This window comes from Paludisphaera borealis, assembly GCF_001956985.1.
Taxonomy (GTDB): Bacteria; Planctomycetota; Planctomycetia; order Isosphaerales; family Isosphaeraceae; genus Paludisphaera; species Paludisphaera borealis.
In genome coordinates this window covers 1,946,216-1,964,523 of the sequence record NZ_CP019082.1, presented here as the reverse complement: position 1 = coordinate 1,964,523, position 18,308 = coordinate 1,946,216, and the positions used below count along the sequence as shown (strand labels likewise).

At 64.4% G+C, this 18,308-nt stretch carries 16 protein-coding genes; 6 read left to right on the top strand and 10 right to left on the bottom strand.

Annotation, left to right across the window (positions count from 1 at the left end):
- Positions 1 to 69 precede the first annotated feature (69 nt).
- Positions 70 to 1,362, bottom strand: a complete 1,293-nt coding sequence (locus tag BSF38_RS07745; RefSeq protein WP_237170787.1) for a c-type cytochrome — start codon at positions 1,360 to 1,362, stop codon at positions 70 to 72.
- Positions 1,363 to 1,787: 425 nt separating this feature from the next.
- On the opposite strand from BSF38_RS07745, the gene BSF38_RS07735 reads away from it, so the two are divergent.
- The 3 genes from BSF38_RS07735 to BSF38_RS07725 all read left to right on the top strand — a co-directional run bounded on the left by BSF38_RS07735 (position 1,788) and on the right by BSF38_RS07725 (position 5,088).
- The gene (locus BSF38_RS07735; RefSeq protein ID WP_083713799.1) at positions 1,788 to 2,648 is read left to right on the top strand and encodes a CPBP family intramembrane glutamic endopeptidase; all 861 of its coding nucleotides are present in this window, start codon (positions 1,788 to 1,790) and stop codon (positions 2,646 to 2,648) included.
- Between the two features lie 45 nt (positions 2,649 to 2,693).
- Positions 2,694 to 3,590, top strand: a complete 897-nt coding sequence (locus BSF38_RS07730; protein WP_237170786.1) for a metallophosphoesterase family protein — start codon at positions 2,694 to 2,696, stop codon at positions 3,588 to 3,590.
- A gap of 532 nt (positions 3,591 to 4,122) precedes the next feature.
- Positions 4,123 to 5,088 carry an acyl-ACP desaturase gene (locus BSF38_RS07725; protein WP_076344484.1) on the top strand — a complete coding sequence of 322 codons (966 nt, stop codon included), beginning with the start codon at positions 4,123 to 4,125 and terminating at the stop codon, positions 5,086 to 5,088.
- Between the two features lie 53 nt (positions 5,089 to 5,141).
- Here BSF38_RS07725 and BSF38_RS07720 read toward each other — a convergent pair whose 3' ends face one another.
- Positions 5,142 to 6,026 carry a carbon-nitrogen hydrolase family protein gene (locus BSF38_RS07720; protein ID WP_076350672.1) on the bottom strand — a complete coding sequence of 295 codons (885 nt, stop codon included), beginning with the start codon at positions 6,024 to 6,026 and terminating at the stop codon, positions 5,142 to 5,144.
- A gap of 118 nt (positions 6,027 to 6,144) precedes the next feature.
- Positions 6,145 to 7,725, bottom strand: a complete 1,581-nt coding sequence (locus BSF38_RS29860; protein ID WP_145952015.1) for an IS5 family transposase — start codon at positions 7,723 to 7,725, stop codon at positions 6,145 to 6,147.
- Positions 7,726 to 8,162: 437 nt separating this feature from the next.
- Here BSF38_RS29860 and BSF38_RS07705 point away from each other — a divergent pair, with 437 nt between their 5' ends.
- The 3 genes from BSF38_RS07705 to tnpC all read left to right on the top strand — a co-directional run bounded on the left by BSF38_RS07705 (position 8,163) and on the right by tnpC (position 12,004).
- Positions 8,163 to 9,458 carry a hypothetical protein gene (locus BSF38_RS07705; protein ID WP_145952014.1) on the top strand — a complete coding sequence of 432 codons (1,296 nt, stop codon included), beginning with the start codon at positions 8,163 to 8,165 and terminating at the stop codon, positions 9,456 to 9,458.
- Positions 9,459 to 10,037: 579 nt separating this feature from the next.
- Complete coding sequence (locus BSF38_RS31265) at positions 10,038 to 10,313, top strand: hypothetical protein (RefSeq protein WP_168189334.1); 276 nt, start codon at positions 10,038 to 10,040, stop codon at positions 10,311 to 10,313.
- A 248-nt stretch (positions 10,314 to 10,561) separates the two neighbouring features.
- The gene (gene tnpC, locus BSF38_RS07695) at positions 10,562 to 12,004 is read left to right on the top strand and encodes an IS66 family transposase (protein ID WP_076344478.1); all 1,443 of its coding nucleotides are present in this window, start codon (positions 10,562 to 10,564) and stop codon (positions 12,002 to 12,004) included.
- Positions 12,005 to 12,727: 723 nt separating this feature from the next.
- On the opposite strand, the gene BSF38_RS07690 is transcribed toward tnpC, so the two are convergent.
- From BSF38_RS07690 to atpD, 7 genes are all read right to left on the bottom strand, one after another.
- Positions 12,728 to 13,465 carry a YebC/PmpR family DNA-binding transcriptional regulator gene (locus tag BSF38_RS07690; RefSeq protein ID WP_076344476.1) on the bottom strand — a complete coding sequence of 246 codons (738 nt, stop codon included), beginning with the start codon at positions 13,463 to 13,465 and terminating at the stop codon, positions 12,728 to 12,730.
- A 92-nt stretch (positions 13,466 to 13,557) separates the two neighbouring features.
- Entirely contained in the window at positions 13,558 to 13,716 is a 159-nt protein-coding gene (locus BSF38_RS31260) for a hypothetical protein (RefSeq protein ID WP_168189333.1), read from the bottom strand.
- Positions 13,717 to 13,908: 192 nt separating this feature from the next.
- Positions 13,909 to 14,415 carry a hypothetical protein gene (locus BSF38_RS07685; protein WP_076344474.1) on the bottom strand — a complete coding sequence of 169 codons (507 nt, stop codon included), beginning with the start codon at positions 14,413 to 14,415 and terminating at the stop codon, positions 13,909 to 13,911.
- A 227-nt stretch (positions 14,416 to 14,642) separates the two neighbouring features.
- Positions 14,643 to 15,242 carry a hypothetical protein gene (locus BSF38_RS07680; RefSeq protein WP_076344472.1) on the bottom strand — a complete coding sequence of 200 codons (600 nt, stop codon included), beginning with the start codon at positions 15,240 to 15,242 and terminating at the stop codon, positions 14,643 to 14,645.
- Complete coding sequence (locus BSF38_RS07675) at positions 15,235 to 15,789, bottom strand: RNA polymerase sigma factor (protein WP_076344470.1); 555 nt, start codon at positions 15,787 to 15,789, stop codon at positions 15,235 to 15,237. Before BSF38_RS07675 ends, BSF38_RS07680 begins: the two co-directional genes overlap by 8 nt.
- Positions 15,790 to 16,343: 554 nt before the next feature.
- On the bottom strand, positions 16,344 to 16,784 hold the full coding sequence (gene atpC / locus BSF38_RS07670; protein WP_076344468.1) for an ATP synthase F1 subunit epsilon: 441 nt from the start codon (positions 16,782 to 16,784) through the stop codon (positions 16,344 to 16,346).
- 36 nt (positions 16,785 to 16,820) lie between these two features.
- On the bottom strand, positions 16,821 to 18,260 hold the full coding sequence (gene atpD / locus BSF38_RS07665; protein WP_076344466.1) for a F0F1 ATP synthase subunit beta: 1,440 nt from the start codon (positions 18,258 to 18,260) through the stop codon (positions 16,821 to 16,823).
- Positions 18,261 to 18,308: the final 48 nt, after the last annotated feature.

Sequence of the window (18,308 nt, the reverse complement as noted above, 5' to 3'; positions counted from 1 at the left end):
ATCTTCGGCGAAGACCAGTCGACCCGCGCCGTCGCGAGCCGCGACGGCCGGCCGTCTCCGTCTCGTTCCTCAGCGATGGGCGACCGCCGCCTCGGCCTCGGCGTCCGACGGCTCGCCGCCTCGAAGCAGGTGGGGCTGATACGGCAGCGCCAGCACGAAATTGACAAGGTCCCAGATCTGTTCATGGTTGATGGTCGGGTAGTGGGCCGGCATCTGGGCGCCGGTGATCCCCTTGGCGATCCGCCAGTAAATGTCGAGCGGCCGTCTCCCCCCTTTGTACACTCCGCGGTTCAGGTTGGCCGGACGCAGCGGGTTGCCCCATTCGTCGAGCTTCTGGCCCCAGAGTTCCTTCGTCTTCGCGTCGAGGGCGTCGACCCGCTTCTGCCGCTCGCTCGGGTCGCCACCGAAAACCACGGCGTTGAAGACGTCCTGGCTCACGAAGCTCGGTCCGTCGCCGCGGCCCTGGGGCCCGTGGCAGCCGGCGCATTCGAGCTTTTCCTTGGTCTTGCCGAGGAACAGCTCCCGCCCCCGGAGGATGCTCGCCTGGCTCGAAGGGGTCCGCGGTATAGGTGGATTCACCACCGTCGCCGGCGCGGTCGTCCACTTCTTGAAAACCCCCTCGATCAGGTCTTTAACCACGTCCTCGGAGATCGCGTCGGGGTCTTTCTCGTCGGCGATGAAGCCTTCCTCAATGAGCGCCAGCTCGGTCTCGCCGCGATTGGTCAGGAAGATCACGTAATCGACGACTTCCTCGATCTCCTCGTCCGTCATGAGCGCCTCGAAGGCGGGCATTGACGTGCCGTGGAGGCCGTGGCGGACGGTCCGCCGCAGGTCGTCGCGGTCGGGCCGGGCACCGTTGGGCGTCGACGTGAACTTGAACAGGCCCCGACGGTAGTCGCGCGGGATCGGGTACAGGAACGCGGCCGTCGGCCCGTCGCCAGCACCGCTGACGCCGTGGCAGTGGAGGCAATGGCGGCGATAGAGGCCGTAGCCGCCGGTCTGGGTGGCGGTCGTCCCGTCGGCGCGGCGGACTGCGACCGGCCCGACTTTCCCGTCCGCTCCCTGCATCCGGTTCGCCAGTCGCATGCCCACATAGCCGCTGTCGGCGCCCGTGAGGGGCGCGCCGGGTTGCACGCGCATCTTCTGGGGAGACTCGCCGAACGACTCGGCCAGGGCCTTACGAACCTTGTCCTGAATCACGGGCTTGCCCGCGAGATTGGATTTCCCCGGCAATTCCTTGGTCATCGTCTCTTGTTCTTCGTAGACGATGGGACCGGCGAGGAAGCTGTCGGAGCAGCCGGCCGACGTCAGCAGCACAACCAAGAGCCCGAATTCCAGAACCAGACGTCGCCGCACGATCACGCGATCCCCTCCCCAAAAAACGGAGCCCGCCTCGTTCGCGAGGTTCGTTGCAAACAGCGATCGCCCGACGCCAAGGCGCGTCAGAGGATCTTTTGATCCTTGCAAAGGAGACTGTTTGAACCCGTGCGAACCGGACGATCGGGGCCGTTCCGGCTCGCGTCGTCGTTGACGAATTCCGATCGCAGACCAAGGAAAACCACGGGCTGCACTATTCTGAAGCCGGCCTGCGACGCCGTCAAGCGGACGACCCATCCGTATGATAAGGTTATCCTAGCCGCCTCCCACCACGCCCACAAGACGGACGCCTATTTCGTAATTTTCGACGAGAACGAAGAGTTTGGAGCGTTCGAAACGGAGCGGCGGCCCCCGGGGTGAAGGCGACGTTTCTCGAATCCGCGGCCGACGGCGATCGATCGAGAGTACCCATGAATACTTCCCGCTCGCAACCGGACTATCGGCTGACGCGATCCCGCGACGGCGAGGAACGCTGGAGCGAGCGGCGGTCGAAGCGCCGGCTTTACATCGAACCGATGGAGCCCGCCCCTCCAGGGTACTGGGGGAGCACGCGGCGGCCGCTGCCGTCGCTGGCCCTCGTCGGTCCGATCGTCCTGGCTTATGAAGGCGGAGTCGCCTGGCTGGCGGGGGTCTCGTCGAACACGATCCGGACCGGGGCCGACGCCTGGATGCGCCGGTCGCTGGCGGAACTCGGGCTCACCGATCACTGGTTCCTACCGCTGGCCTTGCTGATGATCCTCCTCGGCTGGCAGGCCGTGCGACCCAAGGAATGGCGGTTCTCGCCGACGATCGTCGCGGGGATGCTGATCGAGAGCCTCGTTCTGGCCGTCTGCCTCGTCGGCGTCAGCCGGCTCGTCGACCTCGGTTTCTCCTACCTGGAGCGATCAGGCCCGACGCTTCGGCTCTTGCAGGTCGCTCCCGACGCCGGCCGGAAAGAGCTGGCCCAGCTCATCGGCTTCCTTGGCGCGGGGGTTTACGAGGAGGCTCTCTTCCGCCTGCTGTTGGTGCCGATCTTCTTCTACGCCCTGCGGATCTTGCAAACGCCGCAGGTGCTGGCGTGCGCCCTGGCCGTGACGGGGTCGGCGCTCTTGTTCTCGCTGGCTCATCACGCGGGTAACCCCGGCGAGTCGTTCACCTGGTTCGCATTCGTCTTCCGCTGGATGGCGGGGGTCTTTTTCGCCTGGGTGTTCATCCTCCGGGGTTTCGGGATCGCCGTCGGCGCGCACACCGCCTACGATATCCTCGTCGGCTGGGTCGGCTGGCACGGCTGATTTCGGCCCAGCTCATCCGCCATCCTTCCATCCGGAACGTCCGCCTTGCCGCCGATTCGACTCGTCCACGTCTCCGACGTCCACGTCTGGCGCTACGCGATCAACCCCGCGCAGTTGTTCAACAAGCGGCTCTTTGGGATGAGCGCGCTCCTGGTCAGGCGGGCCCGCAAGTTCCGGCTGGAGCGGCTGGCGCACGTCGTCGACCGCGTCGTCGCGCTCAAGCCCGACCACATCCTGATCTCGGGCGACCTCACCACGACGGCCCTGCCGATCGAGTTCCAGGCCGCGCGCGAGGCCCTTGCCCTCTGGCTCGGCGATCCCGCGCGGGCCACGGTGATCCCCGGCAATCACGACCGTTACACCGGTGCCGCCGCGCGCGACCGCCATTTTGAGCAGACGTTCGGAGAGTTCGCCGGCGCGGCCGACTACCCGTGGATTCGACCGCTCGACGACCGGACGTCGATCCTCGGCCTCGACCCCACTCGCGCCGGCTGGTCGGCGCGCGGCATGCTTCCCCGCTCGCAACTCGAAGCGGCGAAGGCGCTGTGGAATGAACGCCGACGCGCAGGCGACCGCCTGATCGTCGCCTGCCACTACCCGCTCGATGCCCCGGAGCCGTTCCGCGACGAGCTTCATCCCAAGCGGATGACGAACGCGGGCGAGGTCGGCCGGTGGCTGTCGACCGTCGGTCCCCACCTCTATTGCTGCGGCCACGTCCACCGCGCCTGGGCGTTCGGACCGACCGAGATCACCGACCAGCTTTGCCTGAACGCGGGCGCTCCGCTGCTCCGCGATCCGAGCGGCGCCAACCCGCCGGGCTTCCTCGAAATCGTCCTCGACGCCGCCGACGTACACGTCGATCATCATTACTGGAACGGTCATGATTGGGAAACGCGCCCGCTGGTCCACCGGCCCGGCTTTTTCGAGCGACGCGCCTTCTGATCTTGGAAATCGAATCCGGCCGCCCTGGCATTCTGGGCCGGCTTTCGTTATCTGTTGAATGATATCGACAAATTCATCCTATTCGCGAGAATCGGAATCCGACGGGGAATCGGGAGCGGTACGGGCTCCTTCCCTTGTTGCGGTTTCTGGTCCGTCAGGCCGACGCCGCGAATCGTCTTGAATCGAGGCGACGACGGCGCTCCATTCGCTCGCGTGGATGATTTCGCCTCCTCGCTTCGGCCCGGATTCTCTCCACTCGCCAGGCAGGAAAGTTCGATAGATTCACCATGCGCTCCCTCGCTGATCCCGCCAACTTCGACTGGGAAAGCGCATTCTTCGCCTCGTGCGGCCGTTGTCGCGAAGCCGACCTCTGCCGCGCCCGCGAAACGCCGCCGCGCACTGCGGTGGGATGAACGGCGCGACGGCCGCCTCGGCGCGGCATGCTGATTGCAACTCCCCGTCATAACGAGACATAGACGCTTACGCGGTCTCCGTTCGCCTTCCCGATCGAGAATTACAGGTGACTCCGCCCATGAGTATTGTCGCAAGCCTTCAGGATCAGGTTGAGGAGAATCTGGCTCTGCTCGCGCCGGTCGAATCCGCCTGGCAGCCGACCGACTTCCTCCCCGACTTCTCCGCCGAGGACTGGTACGACCAGTTGAAGGCGTTCCGCGAAGGGGCGCTCTGCGTGCCCGACGACCTTTTGGTCGTGCTCGTCGGCAACATGATCACCGAGGAAGCGCTGCCGAACTACTCGATCTCGCTCGAGCAGATCGCCAAAGACCCGACGGGGATCACCGACACCCCCTGGGCCCGCTGGCTCCGCGGCTGGACGGCCGAGGAGAACCGTCACGGCGACCTGCTCAACGCCTATCTCCGACTGACCGGGCGCGTCGACATCCGCAGCGTCGAGACGACGATCCACCACCTGATCCGCAACGGCTTCACGACCGGCAACGAAGGCAACCCTTACGCGGGGCTGATCTACGCCTCGTTCCAGGAGCGGGCCACCCGCCTGAGCCACGGCAACCTCGCCCGGCTGGTGGATCGCTCCGGCGAGGAGACGTTGGCCAAGATCTGCCGCAAGATCGCCGCCGACGAGACCCGCCACGAAGTCTTCTACACCAAGATCGTAGGCGAGATCTTCAAGGGCGACCCCGAGAACGCGATGCTGGCCTACCGCCACATGCTCCGCCGCCTGATCTCGATGCCCGGTGCCCGCATGGAAGACGGTCGCGACCCCGACCTGTTCGACCACTACTCGAACGTCACCCAGCGCACCGGCGTCTACACCACCACCGAGTACGCGGGCATCATCAGCCACTTGAACAAGGCCTGGAACATCGGCTCGCTTTCCCTCACCGGCAAAGCCGCCAAGGCCCAAGACTACATCTGCAACCAGCCCCAGCGCTACGAGAATCTCGCCCCCGAACTCGAAGCTCGGTCCAAGTCCGAGCCCGCCGCCAGCTTCTCCTGGATTCGCGACCGCAAGGCGTGAGCCGGTCCGGACGCCGACGACGGGCATGCGCGGCGTCCGTGACCCCGGTACGTTCAACGTGTGCTGGTGAGAGATCCGTACAGTTCAGGGCGCCGGAAGCGGTAGAGGTATTCTGGCTCCGCCCTCGCCTGGCGGAGCAACTCCGCCGAGAGGTCGACGACCATCATGCCCGGCTCCCCGGTGGAGGCGGTCCAATCCCCGAAGATCCGGCCCCGAGGGTCGACGGCCATCCCACCGCCGGGGAAGAACTGGCTGACGGACGCACAGGTCACCGCGCCGACATAATTGCAAGCGACGCCGTAGACGCCGTTCTCCGCGCACCTGGACCTGAGCGCGGTCCCCGCCCACTCGGCCCAGCCCTGCGGCGTCACGGGGGGCGGGTCGGAAGCGAACGGGAACAGGACGATCTCGACGTTCTTGACCGCGAGCAGGCGGGTCGATTCGGGGATCAGGACGTCGAAGCAGATATTCGCGCCGATCCGACCCAGCGGAGTCTCGACCACGTCGGGCGCGCCGCCGCCGTTATAAAACGGCGTCTCGTACATCGGGACGTGCATCTTCCGCCAGTGCCCGAGCAGCCCGGTCCGATCGACCAGGACTTGGGTATTGTGGAGCACGTTTCCGGCGTCTTCCAGCAGGCCGGCCGAGACCAGCACGTCATGCTCGGCGGCGAGCTTCGAGAGTTGACGCACGGCCCGGCCGTCGAGGCGTTCCGCTGTCTCCCGGCCGAACTGGAGCGCCTCGCGGAGCCATGCGTCGTGGTTCTGCGTGGGATGATTCGGGATAAATCCCGATAGGGACAGCTCCTGGAATAGAACCAATTGAGCGCCGGCCGAGGCCGCCTTCCCGGTCCAGGCGGAGATCTTCTCCAAATTCTCCGCGACCCGGCCGGGCTGGGTGTCGACGGCGACCGCGGCAACCCGCACGTTGTTGAGCATATCAGCCTTTCGGAAGGGCGAAGCGATCGGCACACGGTCCTCTTCGACCGTCATCCAGGCCCATTCTATCGTACGTCTTCCGCTTTCACCGTCCGAGGTCGAAGGACCGAGCCGGGGCTCAGGCGAGCAAGGCGTTGATCGGGCGGCCGTCTGGGACGACGGTCATCGGCCGCTGGAACTGATCGTGGAGGATCGTGTCGGCGGAGATTCCCAGACAGTGGTAGATCGTGGCGATGATCTCGGCCGGGGTGACGGGATCAAGTTGAGGACGGCCGCCGATCTTGTCGCTGGCCCCGTGGACATGGCCCGCCTTGATCCCTCCCCCGGCGAAGAACAGACTGTATCCGAAGTTCCAGTGATCGCGGCCGGCGCCGGCGTTGACCCTGGGGCTGCGGCCGAACTCGCCCATGACGACGACGAGCGTCCGATCGAGGCGGCCTCGCGTCTGGAGGTCGTCCAGCAGAGACGAGAGGGCGGAGTCGAGTTGCGGCAGCAGCCTGTTTTTCAGAGCGGTGAAGTTGTTGCCGTGGGTGTCCCATGTGGCGTTGGCGTCGGGCGCCCACGAAATGCTGGCGACCCGGACCCCGGCCTCGACCAGGCGGCGGGCCAGCAAGACGCTCTGGCCGTAGATGTTACGGCCGTACCGGTCGCGCGTCTTCGGGTCCTCCTTGTCGATCCGAAACGCCTCTTGGGCGGCAGGTGTGGTCAGCAGGTCGTACGCCTGGGCCCGGAAGCCATCAAGATCCAGGAGTCGGCGTTGAGTCGCAAAACCGTCCGTCGTTGCTCTGTAGAAAACCCGTAGTCGCACAATCATGACGTTATGGGTAATGGCCCGAAGGACGATCTCGCGGCACTGGGTCGGATGCTTCCGCGCGCGGAGGGCCGAGCCCAAGCGCCGCTTGAGCATCGAGTTCACCGTCTCCACCTGCCACCGTTGACCGTACTTGCGTTTGAGCCCGGCGAAACGCTGTTTCATCACCCGCCGCCACCAGCCCGTGGGGGGCTTGTCGGTCGGCCGGCCCCGCTTCGGCGGGATGATCGTCCGCACGCCGTGCGACCGGACGGCCCGGTGGACCCGTTCGGCGTCGAAGTCGGCGTCGGCCAGCAGCGTGTCGATCCGGGCGCGGCGCACGGCCTGGGTCCAGGCCCGGCCGAACTGCACCAGATCCGACGCCGGGCCACGCCCCGGGACCGCCGAGAGGATCATATGGCTCTTGCAGTCGACCACGAAGACGACCTTCGGATAATGCGCGTAAGTCCTGGCGGGGTCGGAGTCTCCGGCGGAGCGACGCTTGGCGTAGTAGCGGCTGACGTGCCGCGACTCCATCCCCGTGCCGTCGACGGCCGCCAACGGGACGCGGCGCTTCAGCGTGCCGTCCTCCCTCGCACGATCGAGCACGGCGTCGAACATCCGGCGGCCGGGGACCGAGGCCAGCAACCGCTGTGCGGCCTTCTGAAACGTGGTGAAGTGCGGGACGACCGTCAGCCCGATCCGGTCCCGGAGGTCGGCCTGGTCCGCCAGATGCGCCGCCAACCCGCGGTAGTCGAGGCGGAGGAACTCCTTGAGCACCAGGCAGGCCAGAAGTTGAGGCTGGGTGAACTTCTTGGGGCTGAACTGGTGGCGGTGCGCCGGAAGGGCGCGACAAGCCGCCTCGTAGGCGACCTGGAACACCCGCAGTGGTGATTTGCTCGTAGTCACATGTCATTCTACGACCGCCAGTGGACGACGGTTCACGGGTTTTCTACAGAGCAATTCGTACGGGCTTAATGTCCGGTTTATCGCGTGCCCACCAATTCCCGCCATCCCGTGCAAGATAGCCAGCAGATCGCCGATGGTTGAACTCCGTTGACTTGACGCACCCGTGGCCAAAATCATCGAGGATACGAAGCATGAGACGCTCCGCGCGCAGATCGCGGACGTTGACACCCAAGATCGATCATCTCGAGGAACGCTTCGTGCTGTCGACGCTGGTCGCCGGCGTTGCCGTGCCGTCTCCGACGGCTCATGGAGGGTGGGTCGGCTACGGGAGAAACAGTGCTTCGACCGCGATGCCAGTGCGAATCCAGGGGCTCGTTAACGGCGACGGTGCATCTCTGGCTCACCGCGGCTTCGGGAATTCGGTGGTCGTGGCTTGATTGACGGCGTCGAAAGCAGCGGGCTCACAGCACCACGTCGCTCACACATCCGCGCTCGGAGCAAACGGCATCTTCACGGCGTCGGCCGGATCGAATTCCGTTCATCTCGCCATGCGTTCGTCGAACGCCGGAAACACGCCGGCCGCGGGCGGTGCAGTAGCGGGGCCGGCGAGCCGCGCCGGATTCTCACGCTCGCGATCAACCGCTGTCTCGACGCCTGGCGCGATTCGTCCCCTGGCCCTCGCTCCTGGTGCCAGCCGCTCCACCGCTCGCGATTCCACGCTCGACTTCACGACGATGAGCGGCTCCGGCGGCAACCCCCCGGCCTACTATCCGACCTTGAAGGGCAGCGGCGGCAGCGTAGGCTCGATCTTGGCCCCGGGAGAAGACCCTGCCAAGCCGAAGAATTGGATCCTCTACAACAACAACCCGGCTCCGATTGGCGACATCATGCACTTCTGGGTGGAGAACATCGATACATCGAAGATCTTGTCCTATACTTGGTCCGGCGGCAGCGACATTAAGAGCTATTTCGGCGGTGACGGCCAGGACGCTTCGTCCCTGCACAAGTTCGTCAGCATGACGCCCGGGGTGCCCACTAATCAGGCGGGGTATGATTTCATCATCCCCGCCACGGTCGCCCCGCAGAATTACGATGTGAAGTTGACGATCAAGTATAAAGCGGAGCCCACGGGCACGGCCCCGGATTCCGTCTTGCACTGCACGTTCACCACCGTCTCTCCGGACACGGCCACATTGACGGTGGAGCATCAGGGTACGCCGCAAGCCGGTAACCCATACGCTTTTATCTGGACAGGATTGTGCCTTACTCCCTATGGCGAGACCGAAGCGGAGTCCGGGATCGAGATCACAGCCAGCACCAAGGCGGCATCATCGGTCGGCGGTAAGTTCATGTTTCTTCAACTGGTGAAGCCGGATCGATCGCGTAGGTTCAATGACAGAGTGACGGGTTTGCCAAGAACCGAAATTATGGAGGCGAGGGACGAAAGATCCAGTCCGCCGGGATGGGCGTCCGGCGAGTGGAACCTCGATGACCCATGTGGGAAGACGGGCTATTGGCTCGCTGGATATCCCCCGGATGTTTATGTTCATGAGTGGAGCGTCTCCGCAGGTGAAACTAGTCGGGCAGTATCCATGTGGGATAGTCAAATGATGAAATATTACCAGGGTATAGTTCTAAATCTGACCATCGGGCACAAGGTTCCCGCGGGCAGCACCTACTCGCCTGAACACTACGTCACATACTTAATGTACCAGCCTCCGAGCGGTGTCTGAGTGGCCCTGTACAAAGTGGCTTGGTCGTTCGGGATATCCGTAAGCGTTGTCCACCCGGACCCGACCACACCGACACAGTGGTGGTTACGACCGACAGCATGACGAACGTCGTAGCCACTCCCTCGAGCGCCGTGGGAGAATGGCCTTCGTGGATCGGTCGAGCCTCTCAAACGGTCGACGGCCACTCATGAACCGCCGACCGCTAAAGGCTGGCAGGATCGGCGGTCGGCTGAATGCCCGACTACGGGAGGCCCCGGACGCGGACAGCGGCCGAGGGTTGACGCCTGGTCGCGTCCGTCGGCATCGAAACGGTCGAGACTCAACGAGGGCTCGGACATGAAACCGCCCCGCATGCAGTTCACGATTCGCCGCCTGATGCTCGCGGTCTCGGTCGTCGCCTTGATCCTCGCCCCAGCCCGGTTCGCGAGACACGCCGTCCCCCATTTCTTGCGCTGTAGGGTTCTGTGCTTGCAAGCGGATGATTTGAGTCGGATGTGCCGCTCCCTGGCGGCGCTTTATCGGGATTGTGGCCTGCCCCACCCGCCCTCTCCCTTTATTTACTACTGCGATGACCCCAACATGGACCACTTGTACCCCGCGTCCGCCGAGAAGGAGGGGGACCGCATCGCCGATGCGCGTTGGCTGGCAGCCGTGGCGCGGGCGCGGGACCGCATCGCCGAGGAGCATCGACGGGCGGCCGAGGACCACGAGCGCATCGCAGAGATCTTCGCCGCGAGAGCGAGGCGATGTTGGCGGAGCGCATTCCGACCATGGGAGGCGATGCCGGTCTGGACAGAGGCCGAGAGAATCGCCGACGAGGTTTCCACGCGATACAGGACAATCAGCAAATTCTGAGGACCATGCACTGCCCTAGCGCGCGACCGGCTGGTTGCATCGCGGTGGCGATTGCTGAGTTGGTCCTCTCGAACACCATGCACTGCCCACACGCGCGATCAGCTGGTTGCATCGCGCTGCTTGACTCTCGCCCTGGGGGCGAACGTGAATCCATTGAAGCCTCTGATTCACTGGGACGAGCCGCCCATGAAGGTAAGCGGTCACGGCCTGGTATTGAACTTTGCCGTTGAGGGCGCTATACCGTCGTAATGACGAACGCGCCGCCGATCCCCGAGGAGCTTTGGAGTAAAGTGCCGCCTGACGCGCAGGCGGCCGTCGCCGCCGTGTTTCTGGCGACACAGCGGCGGATCGACGTTCTGGAGCGGCGGATCGCCGATCTCGAGGCGCGGCTGAACCAGAACTCGACCAACTCGTCGAAGCCGCCGTCGTCGGACCCGATCGGGGTGAAGCGGAAGCCGCCGGCGCCGCCGTCGCGACGCAAGCGGGGCGGACAGCCCGGGCATCGCAGGGCGGTCCGGCCGCTGGTTCCGCCGGAGCAGCTCGACTCGTCGACCGACTGCAAGCCGACGTCGTGCCGGCGGTGCAAGGGGCCGCTCGACGGCGTCGATCCGGCGCCGTTGGTCCATCAGGTCGCCGAAATCCCCCGGTTCGATCCGTGGGTGGATCAGTATCGGTTGCATCGTCTGACCTGCCCCGGCTGCGGCGCGTCGACTTGCGGCACGCTCCCCGAGGGGGGCTCCGCGAGTTGTTTCGGCCCGCGGCTCCAGGCGGTGCTGGCGACCCTGGCCGGGGCCTATCGGCTGAGCAAGCGGCAGATCCGCCAGTTGGCCGGCGACTTGCTGGGGCTGTCGATCTCCACCGGCATGATCGCCAAGTTGGAGCGGCGGTCGGCCCTCGCCCTGGCCGAACCCCACCGCGAACTGGCCGCGGCGGTCCACGAGGCGGCCGTGGTCAACGTCGACGAGACCGGCTGGCGCGAGCAAGGCCGTCGGGCCTGGCTGTGGGCGGCGACGACCCCGACCGCCACGGTCTTCGCGATCGCCGCGAACCGCTCCGGCGAGGTCGCCCGAAGCCTGCTCGGCGACAGGCCGGACCGGACCGTCGGCAGCGACCGCTTCAGCGCGTACAACTGGATCGCCGCGGCGGACCGGCAACTGTGCTGGAGCCATCTCCGCCGCGATTTCCAGGCGATGATCGACCGCGGCGGGGTCGGCGCGAAGTTCGGCGGCCGGCTGCTGGGGTTGTCGAACCGGCTGTTCCGGATCCATCGCAAGGCGCGCGACGGACTGCTCGGCGGAGCGACATATCAAAAAGCGATCGGCGGTCTGGAACGGCTGGTCCACGCGACGCTGGAGGCCGGCGCGCGGTGCGCGAGCGAGCGGGCGGCCGGTACGTGCTCGGAGCTGTTGCGGCTGGAAGCCGGGCTGTGGAACTTCGCGCGGCGGCCGGGCGTCGAGCCGACCAACAACGTCTCGGAACGCGCGGTGCGTCACGCCGTGATCTGGCGACGGATCAGCGGCGGGACCGCCAGCGCTTCGGGGAGTCGGTTCGTCGAGCGGATGCTGACGGTCGTCGCCACCTGCCGACGACAAGGCCGCAACGTGCTCGACTATCTGACCTCCGCCTTCCAGGCCCATCGCGCGGCCCTCGCCGTCCCATCGCTGACCCCGCCCTCAGTCGGCTCGCGCTGATTCAACAGCGCCGACCCGTGAACGGTTACAACGGTCTTATGCCATCATATACGACAACTCCATCCACCTGTTCCTTTATGTAGTAACCCCAAATACCGTATGACAGCCTTTTGTAACGACGGTGCGTCGCCACAACAGTTCCCAATCCGGGCAACCACAATACTATCATTACCATCACCATTAGAGTCCATGCTAAAAGCCTTTTCATTTTTGCAACTCCACCCACTATCCATTCACCAACAACACCCAATGGGTCCCGTCGATACACCACAGGCCACGGTCGATCCGCCACTAATCGTCGCGTCGGTCCAGTATCTCCGAGAGAACGCTGGAAGAGTTACCGCTGAATGGCGCGGTTCAGCCGCCTGAACCGGGATTACGAGCGACTCGACGAGACCCTCGAAGGGCTGAGCTACGTACCCTTCAGCATCCTCATGCTTCACAAAGCCGCCCCCCATTTCTGGTGAAGTTCACAACACTCTCCAAACGTATTGATTATCTTCATTGTCTAACCGATCCTAGGACCGTCACCTATAGGCCCAGATTTCTTCGTCGCGAACTCGGGAGATGTGCGCACGAAAACGGGGACATAGAGCTTTCATTGGTTCGACCCTGGAGACGGCCTCGGAATGAATCAATTCGCTATGTCCCCGTTTCTCTTTTTGTCCCCGTTTCTCTTTTGTCCCCGTTACTCTTTCCGATCGAGCCTCTTTGATGATGGGTCTATCCGGACGCAGGTTCAATGGGAAGGGTGACATTATGGTAGATCTCTTGCACGTCATCGCAATCGTCGAGCATGCCTAGCAATTTCTCGAACGCGCCCAAATCGTCCCCGCTGAGAGTCTTGCTCGACTGCGGGAGGAAAGTGATTTCCTGCACTTCCAGCTCAAGGGCGGGGAACGCCTCGTGCAGGGCCATTTTCGCTTTATAGAACTCGGCGGGAGGGGCGAAAATCGTAACGGTGCCATCCCTGCATTCGACGTCTTCAACAGCGACATCCGCGGCGAACATGGCCTCGATCACTTTCTCCTCGTCGTCACCATTGAAAGAAAGCACCGCCAGGTGGTCGAAAGACATGGCCACGGATCCATTGGCAGCTAATTTGGACCCCGTCTTGCTGAAACAATTGCGAACGGCGGAGATGGTGCGTGTGTTGTTGTCGGTCAAGCAATCGACGATGAGCAAGGAGCCACCGGGACCAAACCCCTCATAACGCGCGGCTTGGAAGTCCTCGCCCCCCGCGCCGGCCGCTTTCTGGATCGCCTTTTCGATCACATGACTGGCTACGTTGTCGCGCTTCGCCTTCTCGACGAGAGCGCGCAAGGCCGGATTGGCGTCCGGGTCGGGCACGCCATTCTTGGCGGCCATGTACAATTGCCTTCCATACTTGGAAAAGAGCTTTGATTTCTGAGCGGAGGTTTTGAAGATCGAAGCCTTGCGCTTCTCGAAGATCCGTCCCATGCGAATCCTGCCTTGCTATTTGTGGTGACCGGGGATTTTCCAGGGCGAGAGGCCCTTGGGAGGCGAAAACAGGGGCGAAACGCTCTCATTTCCTATCTCGCCCGGCCGACGGCATCAGCGAAGCCGGCGGTGCGGCATTCGAGGGGGAGGATCTGATCACGGATCGACTGCTCGGCTTGCATGATTGGGGCACGGATGAGGAAGAAAACACCGAGGATCAGCAGGGCGAGGCCCGCCGCGACGAGCAGCATGCTTGCCTATTCCTTGCCGAGCAGTGACGAGGTCAATGAGAAGGCCACACCGCGACCAGGGTGAAGCCGAAGGCCATCCGCGCGGCGAAGGCTTCGGGCGAACCGCCGGGCGTTCAGCGGCGTCCAGCCGAGACGGAAGGATTGTGAGCCGATCTCAGTTATCCCCAGGATTACGCCCCTCTACCGCCCGAGTCAGCGTACGTTGAACGACTCAATCGTCGGGACCGGCATGATGTAGAAGGGCTGCTGGGCGAAATTGAGGTGAGGGGCGATCTTGGGCTGCGCCATATATTGAGGCTGTGGCCCGTACTGGGGCTGTTGCATGGGCTGGAGTTGTTGGACATAAGGGAATTGTTGCATGTATTGCGTCTGCCGCATCGGATCCGGACGCAGCACATTCTTCGGGTAAAAGTACCGCGGCTGCGCCCCGTACAGTTGATTCTGATACTGGCGCAGATCGTTGGGGAACATCTGTAGGTCTTGATTGGCCCACCCAACATTTCCCATCAGATCCCCATTGCCGCCGTTGACTTGTGCGCCGTATCCGTTCCCGTAGGGCTGGAAAGGATCTTGCTGCACGAATCCCATGTCATAGTAGAAGCCCTCTCCGGTGGGGTACGGGACGTACTGGGCGGTCGCCGAACCGCTCAGGAGACTTCCAGCGGCGATGACGCCGATGCTGAGAAGAACTGCTCGCATGGGTAAGTCTCCTTGAAGCAAATGACCGATGGAAAGAACTTCGCGACCCCCATCCGGGTGTCTTGCGGAAGCGTCCGCTCGGCGTCCTACGGGGGCTGCGATCGTAAGAACCACGAGTGCCCGTGAAGTCTATCTCATGCGATTTCCTTGAGGAGATCAAGAAGGCCCTCGCAGAGTATTGAAAATGCGGATTCGGCGGCTCGATGATTCCGACGCACTTTCTCTCCCTATTCTATCTGACCGCTGCGAGCCTCACGCGCCCGGCTGACGGCCTCGGCGAAGCCGGCGGTGCGGCATTCGAGGCGGAGGATCTGCTCGCGGATCGTCAGAACGGCTTGCTCGATCCGGGCACCGATGAGCAGGACCGCGCCGAGGATCAGGAGGGCGAGGCCGGTCGCGACCAGCGGCATACTCGCCGATTCCTTGCCGAGCAGGGACGAGGTCAAGGACAGGGCCGTCACCGCGACCAGGGTGAAGCCGAAGGCCATCCGCGCGGCGATGAGTCGCTCGGCGGCGAAATTCCCGCGACCCCGGGCGAGCATCCAGCCGGCCAGCAACGTCCAGCCGAGGCCGAAGAAGGCGAACAAGATGAGGAGCCAGCGCACCGCCCGGGGCGTCGATTCCGGCTCCGTCAGGCCGAGCGACCCGCACACCACGCAGCCGATCAGACCCGCCAGGCCGACGGCGATGTAGCGGGCCTTGCCGCCGCCCGGTTTGAGATCGGCGAGGCCGGCGTCGAGGATGGAACGGTAGCGCGCCTGGAGGGCGGGGTCGGTCGGCTCCAGGTCGTTGAGCAGCTTGTCGATGGCTTCGGTCCGGTCATTCATCGTGGGCTCCTTCTCGTTCGAGAACGTCGCGCAGGGACTTCTTCGCCTTGTGCAGCCGGGACTTGACCGTCCCCGGCGGAATGCCGAGCACTTCGGCCACGTCGTTGACGCTGAGGTCGCGAAGGAAGAAAAGGGTCAGGATTTCGCGGTCCCCTTCGGCCAGCAGCGCGAGCCCATGATGGACGAAATCGGCCACCTCGAACCGAGCCTGGTCGTCGACTCGCGTCGCGACGGTCGCGGTGGCGTCGAGCACGCGGTCGCGGACGTACGCCTTGCGGTGATGGCTCAGCGCGTTGTTGCGGGCGACCGCATACAACCAGACGGGCAGCCGTTGAGGATCGCGGAGGGCATGGACGCCCCGGACCACCTGAAGCCACACGTCCTGGAGGACCTGCCAGGCGTCCTCCTCGTTCGCGACCAACCGCCGGACGTAGAAGAACAGCCGCTGCTCCCAGGACCGGATCAACTCGTCGAAGGCCGAACGCTCCCCGCGCTGACAGCGCAGAACAAGCAGCTCGCGTTCGAGATCCCGACGATCCTGGTCCATGCTTCGCCTCCCCAGCGTCAACTCACAGACAGTCGCGGGCCGAGCCGGACCGGTTCATCGCCGGCGACTCGATTTCAAGACTCCGGGGACAAGAGCGCGCCGAATGTGGCGGTTCGGGAGTAAGTTAACCGTAGGGGACGCTGCGCGCGGAGGGCTCGTTGGCAATCCGGCTGGATCGTGAAGGGGGGCGAAAAGGCCCGCGAGGAAGAGCAAAAAACGGACGATCGAAGCCAATGCCCGACGGACCGAAAGCAAGCCCTGGACGGGCCGAGGAGGGCCGGCCGAGCCCGTCGATCCGGGTGAATCCGGTTGGTTTTTCGGTCGAGCGAAGCCAAAACTCCGGACGGCTGCAAATCCCTTCCTGAAATAGACTTACATCTGGAAATGGGATCGTTTGCGAGCGTCGAACGAACCCAATTGGGGAGCAGGGGCGATGGGGCGGCGGTGGAGGAGGGGAAGGGCCGGACCGGGCGGGAAGGCGCAGGAAAAAGGGACCGAGCGAACCCAATTCGAGGAGGTCCGCTCGGTCCCGGATTTCGGAGGGCCAAGTTGGGTCAGTGCTTGCCGCTGACGCGGAGCATGGCCCTGAGGCGGGCGACGGTCTTGGTCTTTTCGGCCACGGCCTCGTCGGTGTGGGCCGGCTGCTGCTCGGCCTTTTCGAGCGCCTCGGCGGTGTTGGACGAGTCGATCTGGCTGGCGGGCAGGGCGCGGCTGGTCAGGATGGTGACCAGGTTGCCGCGAATCTGGGCGAACCCGCCGTCGACGAAGTAGCGCTCGACGGCGTCGTTCGTCCTGGTGCGGAGCTCGCCGTAACCGAGCCGGCCGATCAGAGGCGAGCGGCCGGGGAGGACCCCTAGCTCGCCGTCGTAGAGGGGCAGGGCGACGAAATCGACGGTCTTGTCGAAAAGCGTCTTCTCGGGGGTGACGACCTGGCACTGGAGCCTCGCATGAAGCCCCGCGCCGCGGTCGTCGCCGGTTTCGGAATGACTGGCCATCGTGTTACGAACTCCCGAACCTGGACCGAGGAGGAATCAGATCGCGCCCATCTTCTTGGCCTGCTCCTCGGCCTGCTCGATGGAGCCGACGTACATGAAGGCCGATTCGGGCAGGTGGTCCCACTTGCCGTCGCAGATTTCCTTGAAGCTGCGGATGGTGTCCGCCAGCTTGGTGTACTCGCCCGGCTTGTTGAGGAAGACCTCGGCAACGAAGAACGGCTGCGAGAGGAACCGCTCGATGCGGCGTGCGCGAGCGACGATCTGCTTGTCGTTCTCCGAAAGCTCGTCGACGCCGAGGATCGCGATGATGTCGCGAAGCTCTTTGTACCGCTGGAGGATCTTCAGAACGCGCTGGGCGACTTCGTAGTGCTCCTCGCCGACGTACTGGGGGTCGAGGATTCGCGAGTTGGAGGCGAGCGGGTCGATGGCCGGGTAGATGCCCTTTTCGGAGATCGACCGCGAGAGCACGATGAAGGCGTCGAGGAAGCCGAAGGTGGTGGCGGGGGCGGGGTCGGTCATGTCGTCGGCGGGGACGTAGACGGCCTGCACCGACGTGATGGCACCCTTCTTGGTCGAGGTGATCCGCTCCTGCAGGGCGCCCATCTCGGTGGCGAGGGTCGGCTGGTAGCCGACGTTCGACGGCATCCGGCCCAGCAACGCCGACACCTCGGAGCCCGCCTGGCTGAACCGGAAGATGTTGTCGATGAAGAGCAGCGTGTCGGCCCCGGTGGTGTCGCGGAACCACTCGGCCATGGTGAGGGCCGACAGGGCCACCCGTAGCCGGGCGCCCGGCGGCTCGTTCATCTGGCCGAAGCACATGACCGTCGAGTCGATGACCGACTTGCCGGTGCTGCCGACCTTGGTCTCCTGCATTTCCAGCCAGAGGTCGTTCCCCTCGCGGGTTCGTTCGCCGACCCCCGCAAACACGGAATAACCGCTATGAACCGACGCGATGCGGGAGATCATCTCCTGGAGGATGACCGTCTTGCCCAAGCCGGCGCCGCCGAACAGGCCGATCTTGCCGCCCCGGACGAACGGGGTCAGCAGGTCGATGACCTTGATGCCGGTCTCGAACTGCTCGGTCTTGGCCGAGAGGTCGTCGAACTGGGGCGGGTCGCGGTGGATCGGCCACTTTTCGGAAGTGACGACCGGTCCGCGGCCGTCGATCGGCTGGCCGAGCAGGTTGAAGACCCGCCCCAGAGCCTCCTTGCCGACCGGGACGCTGACCGGCGCGCCACTGTCGACCACGGTCATTCCGCGGACCAGGCCGTCGGTCGATCCGAGCGCCACGCAGCGGACCCGGTTGCCGCCCAGGTGCTGTTGGACCTCGCCGGTCAACTGGATCGACAGCCCCTTGTCCTCGGAATCGATCGTCAGGGCGTTGTAGATGTTCGGCAGCTCGCCTTCGTCGAACTCGGCGTCGAAGGTCGAGCCGATCACCTGGGCGATTCGTCCATTCTTGGTAGCGGTCGACATGTTACGGCAATCCTCGTCTTCAAGCGCCAGGGACGCATCAATCTTGAT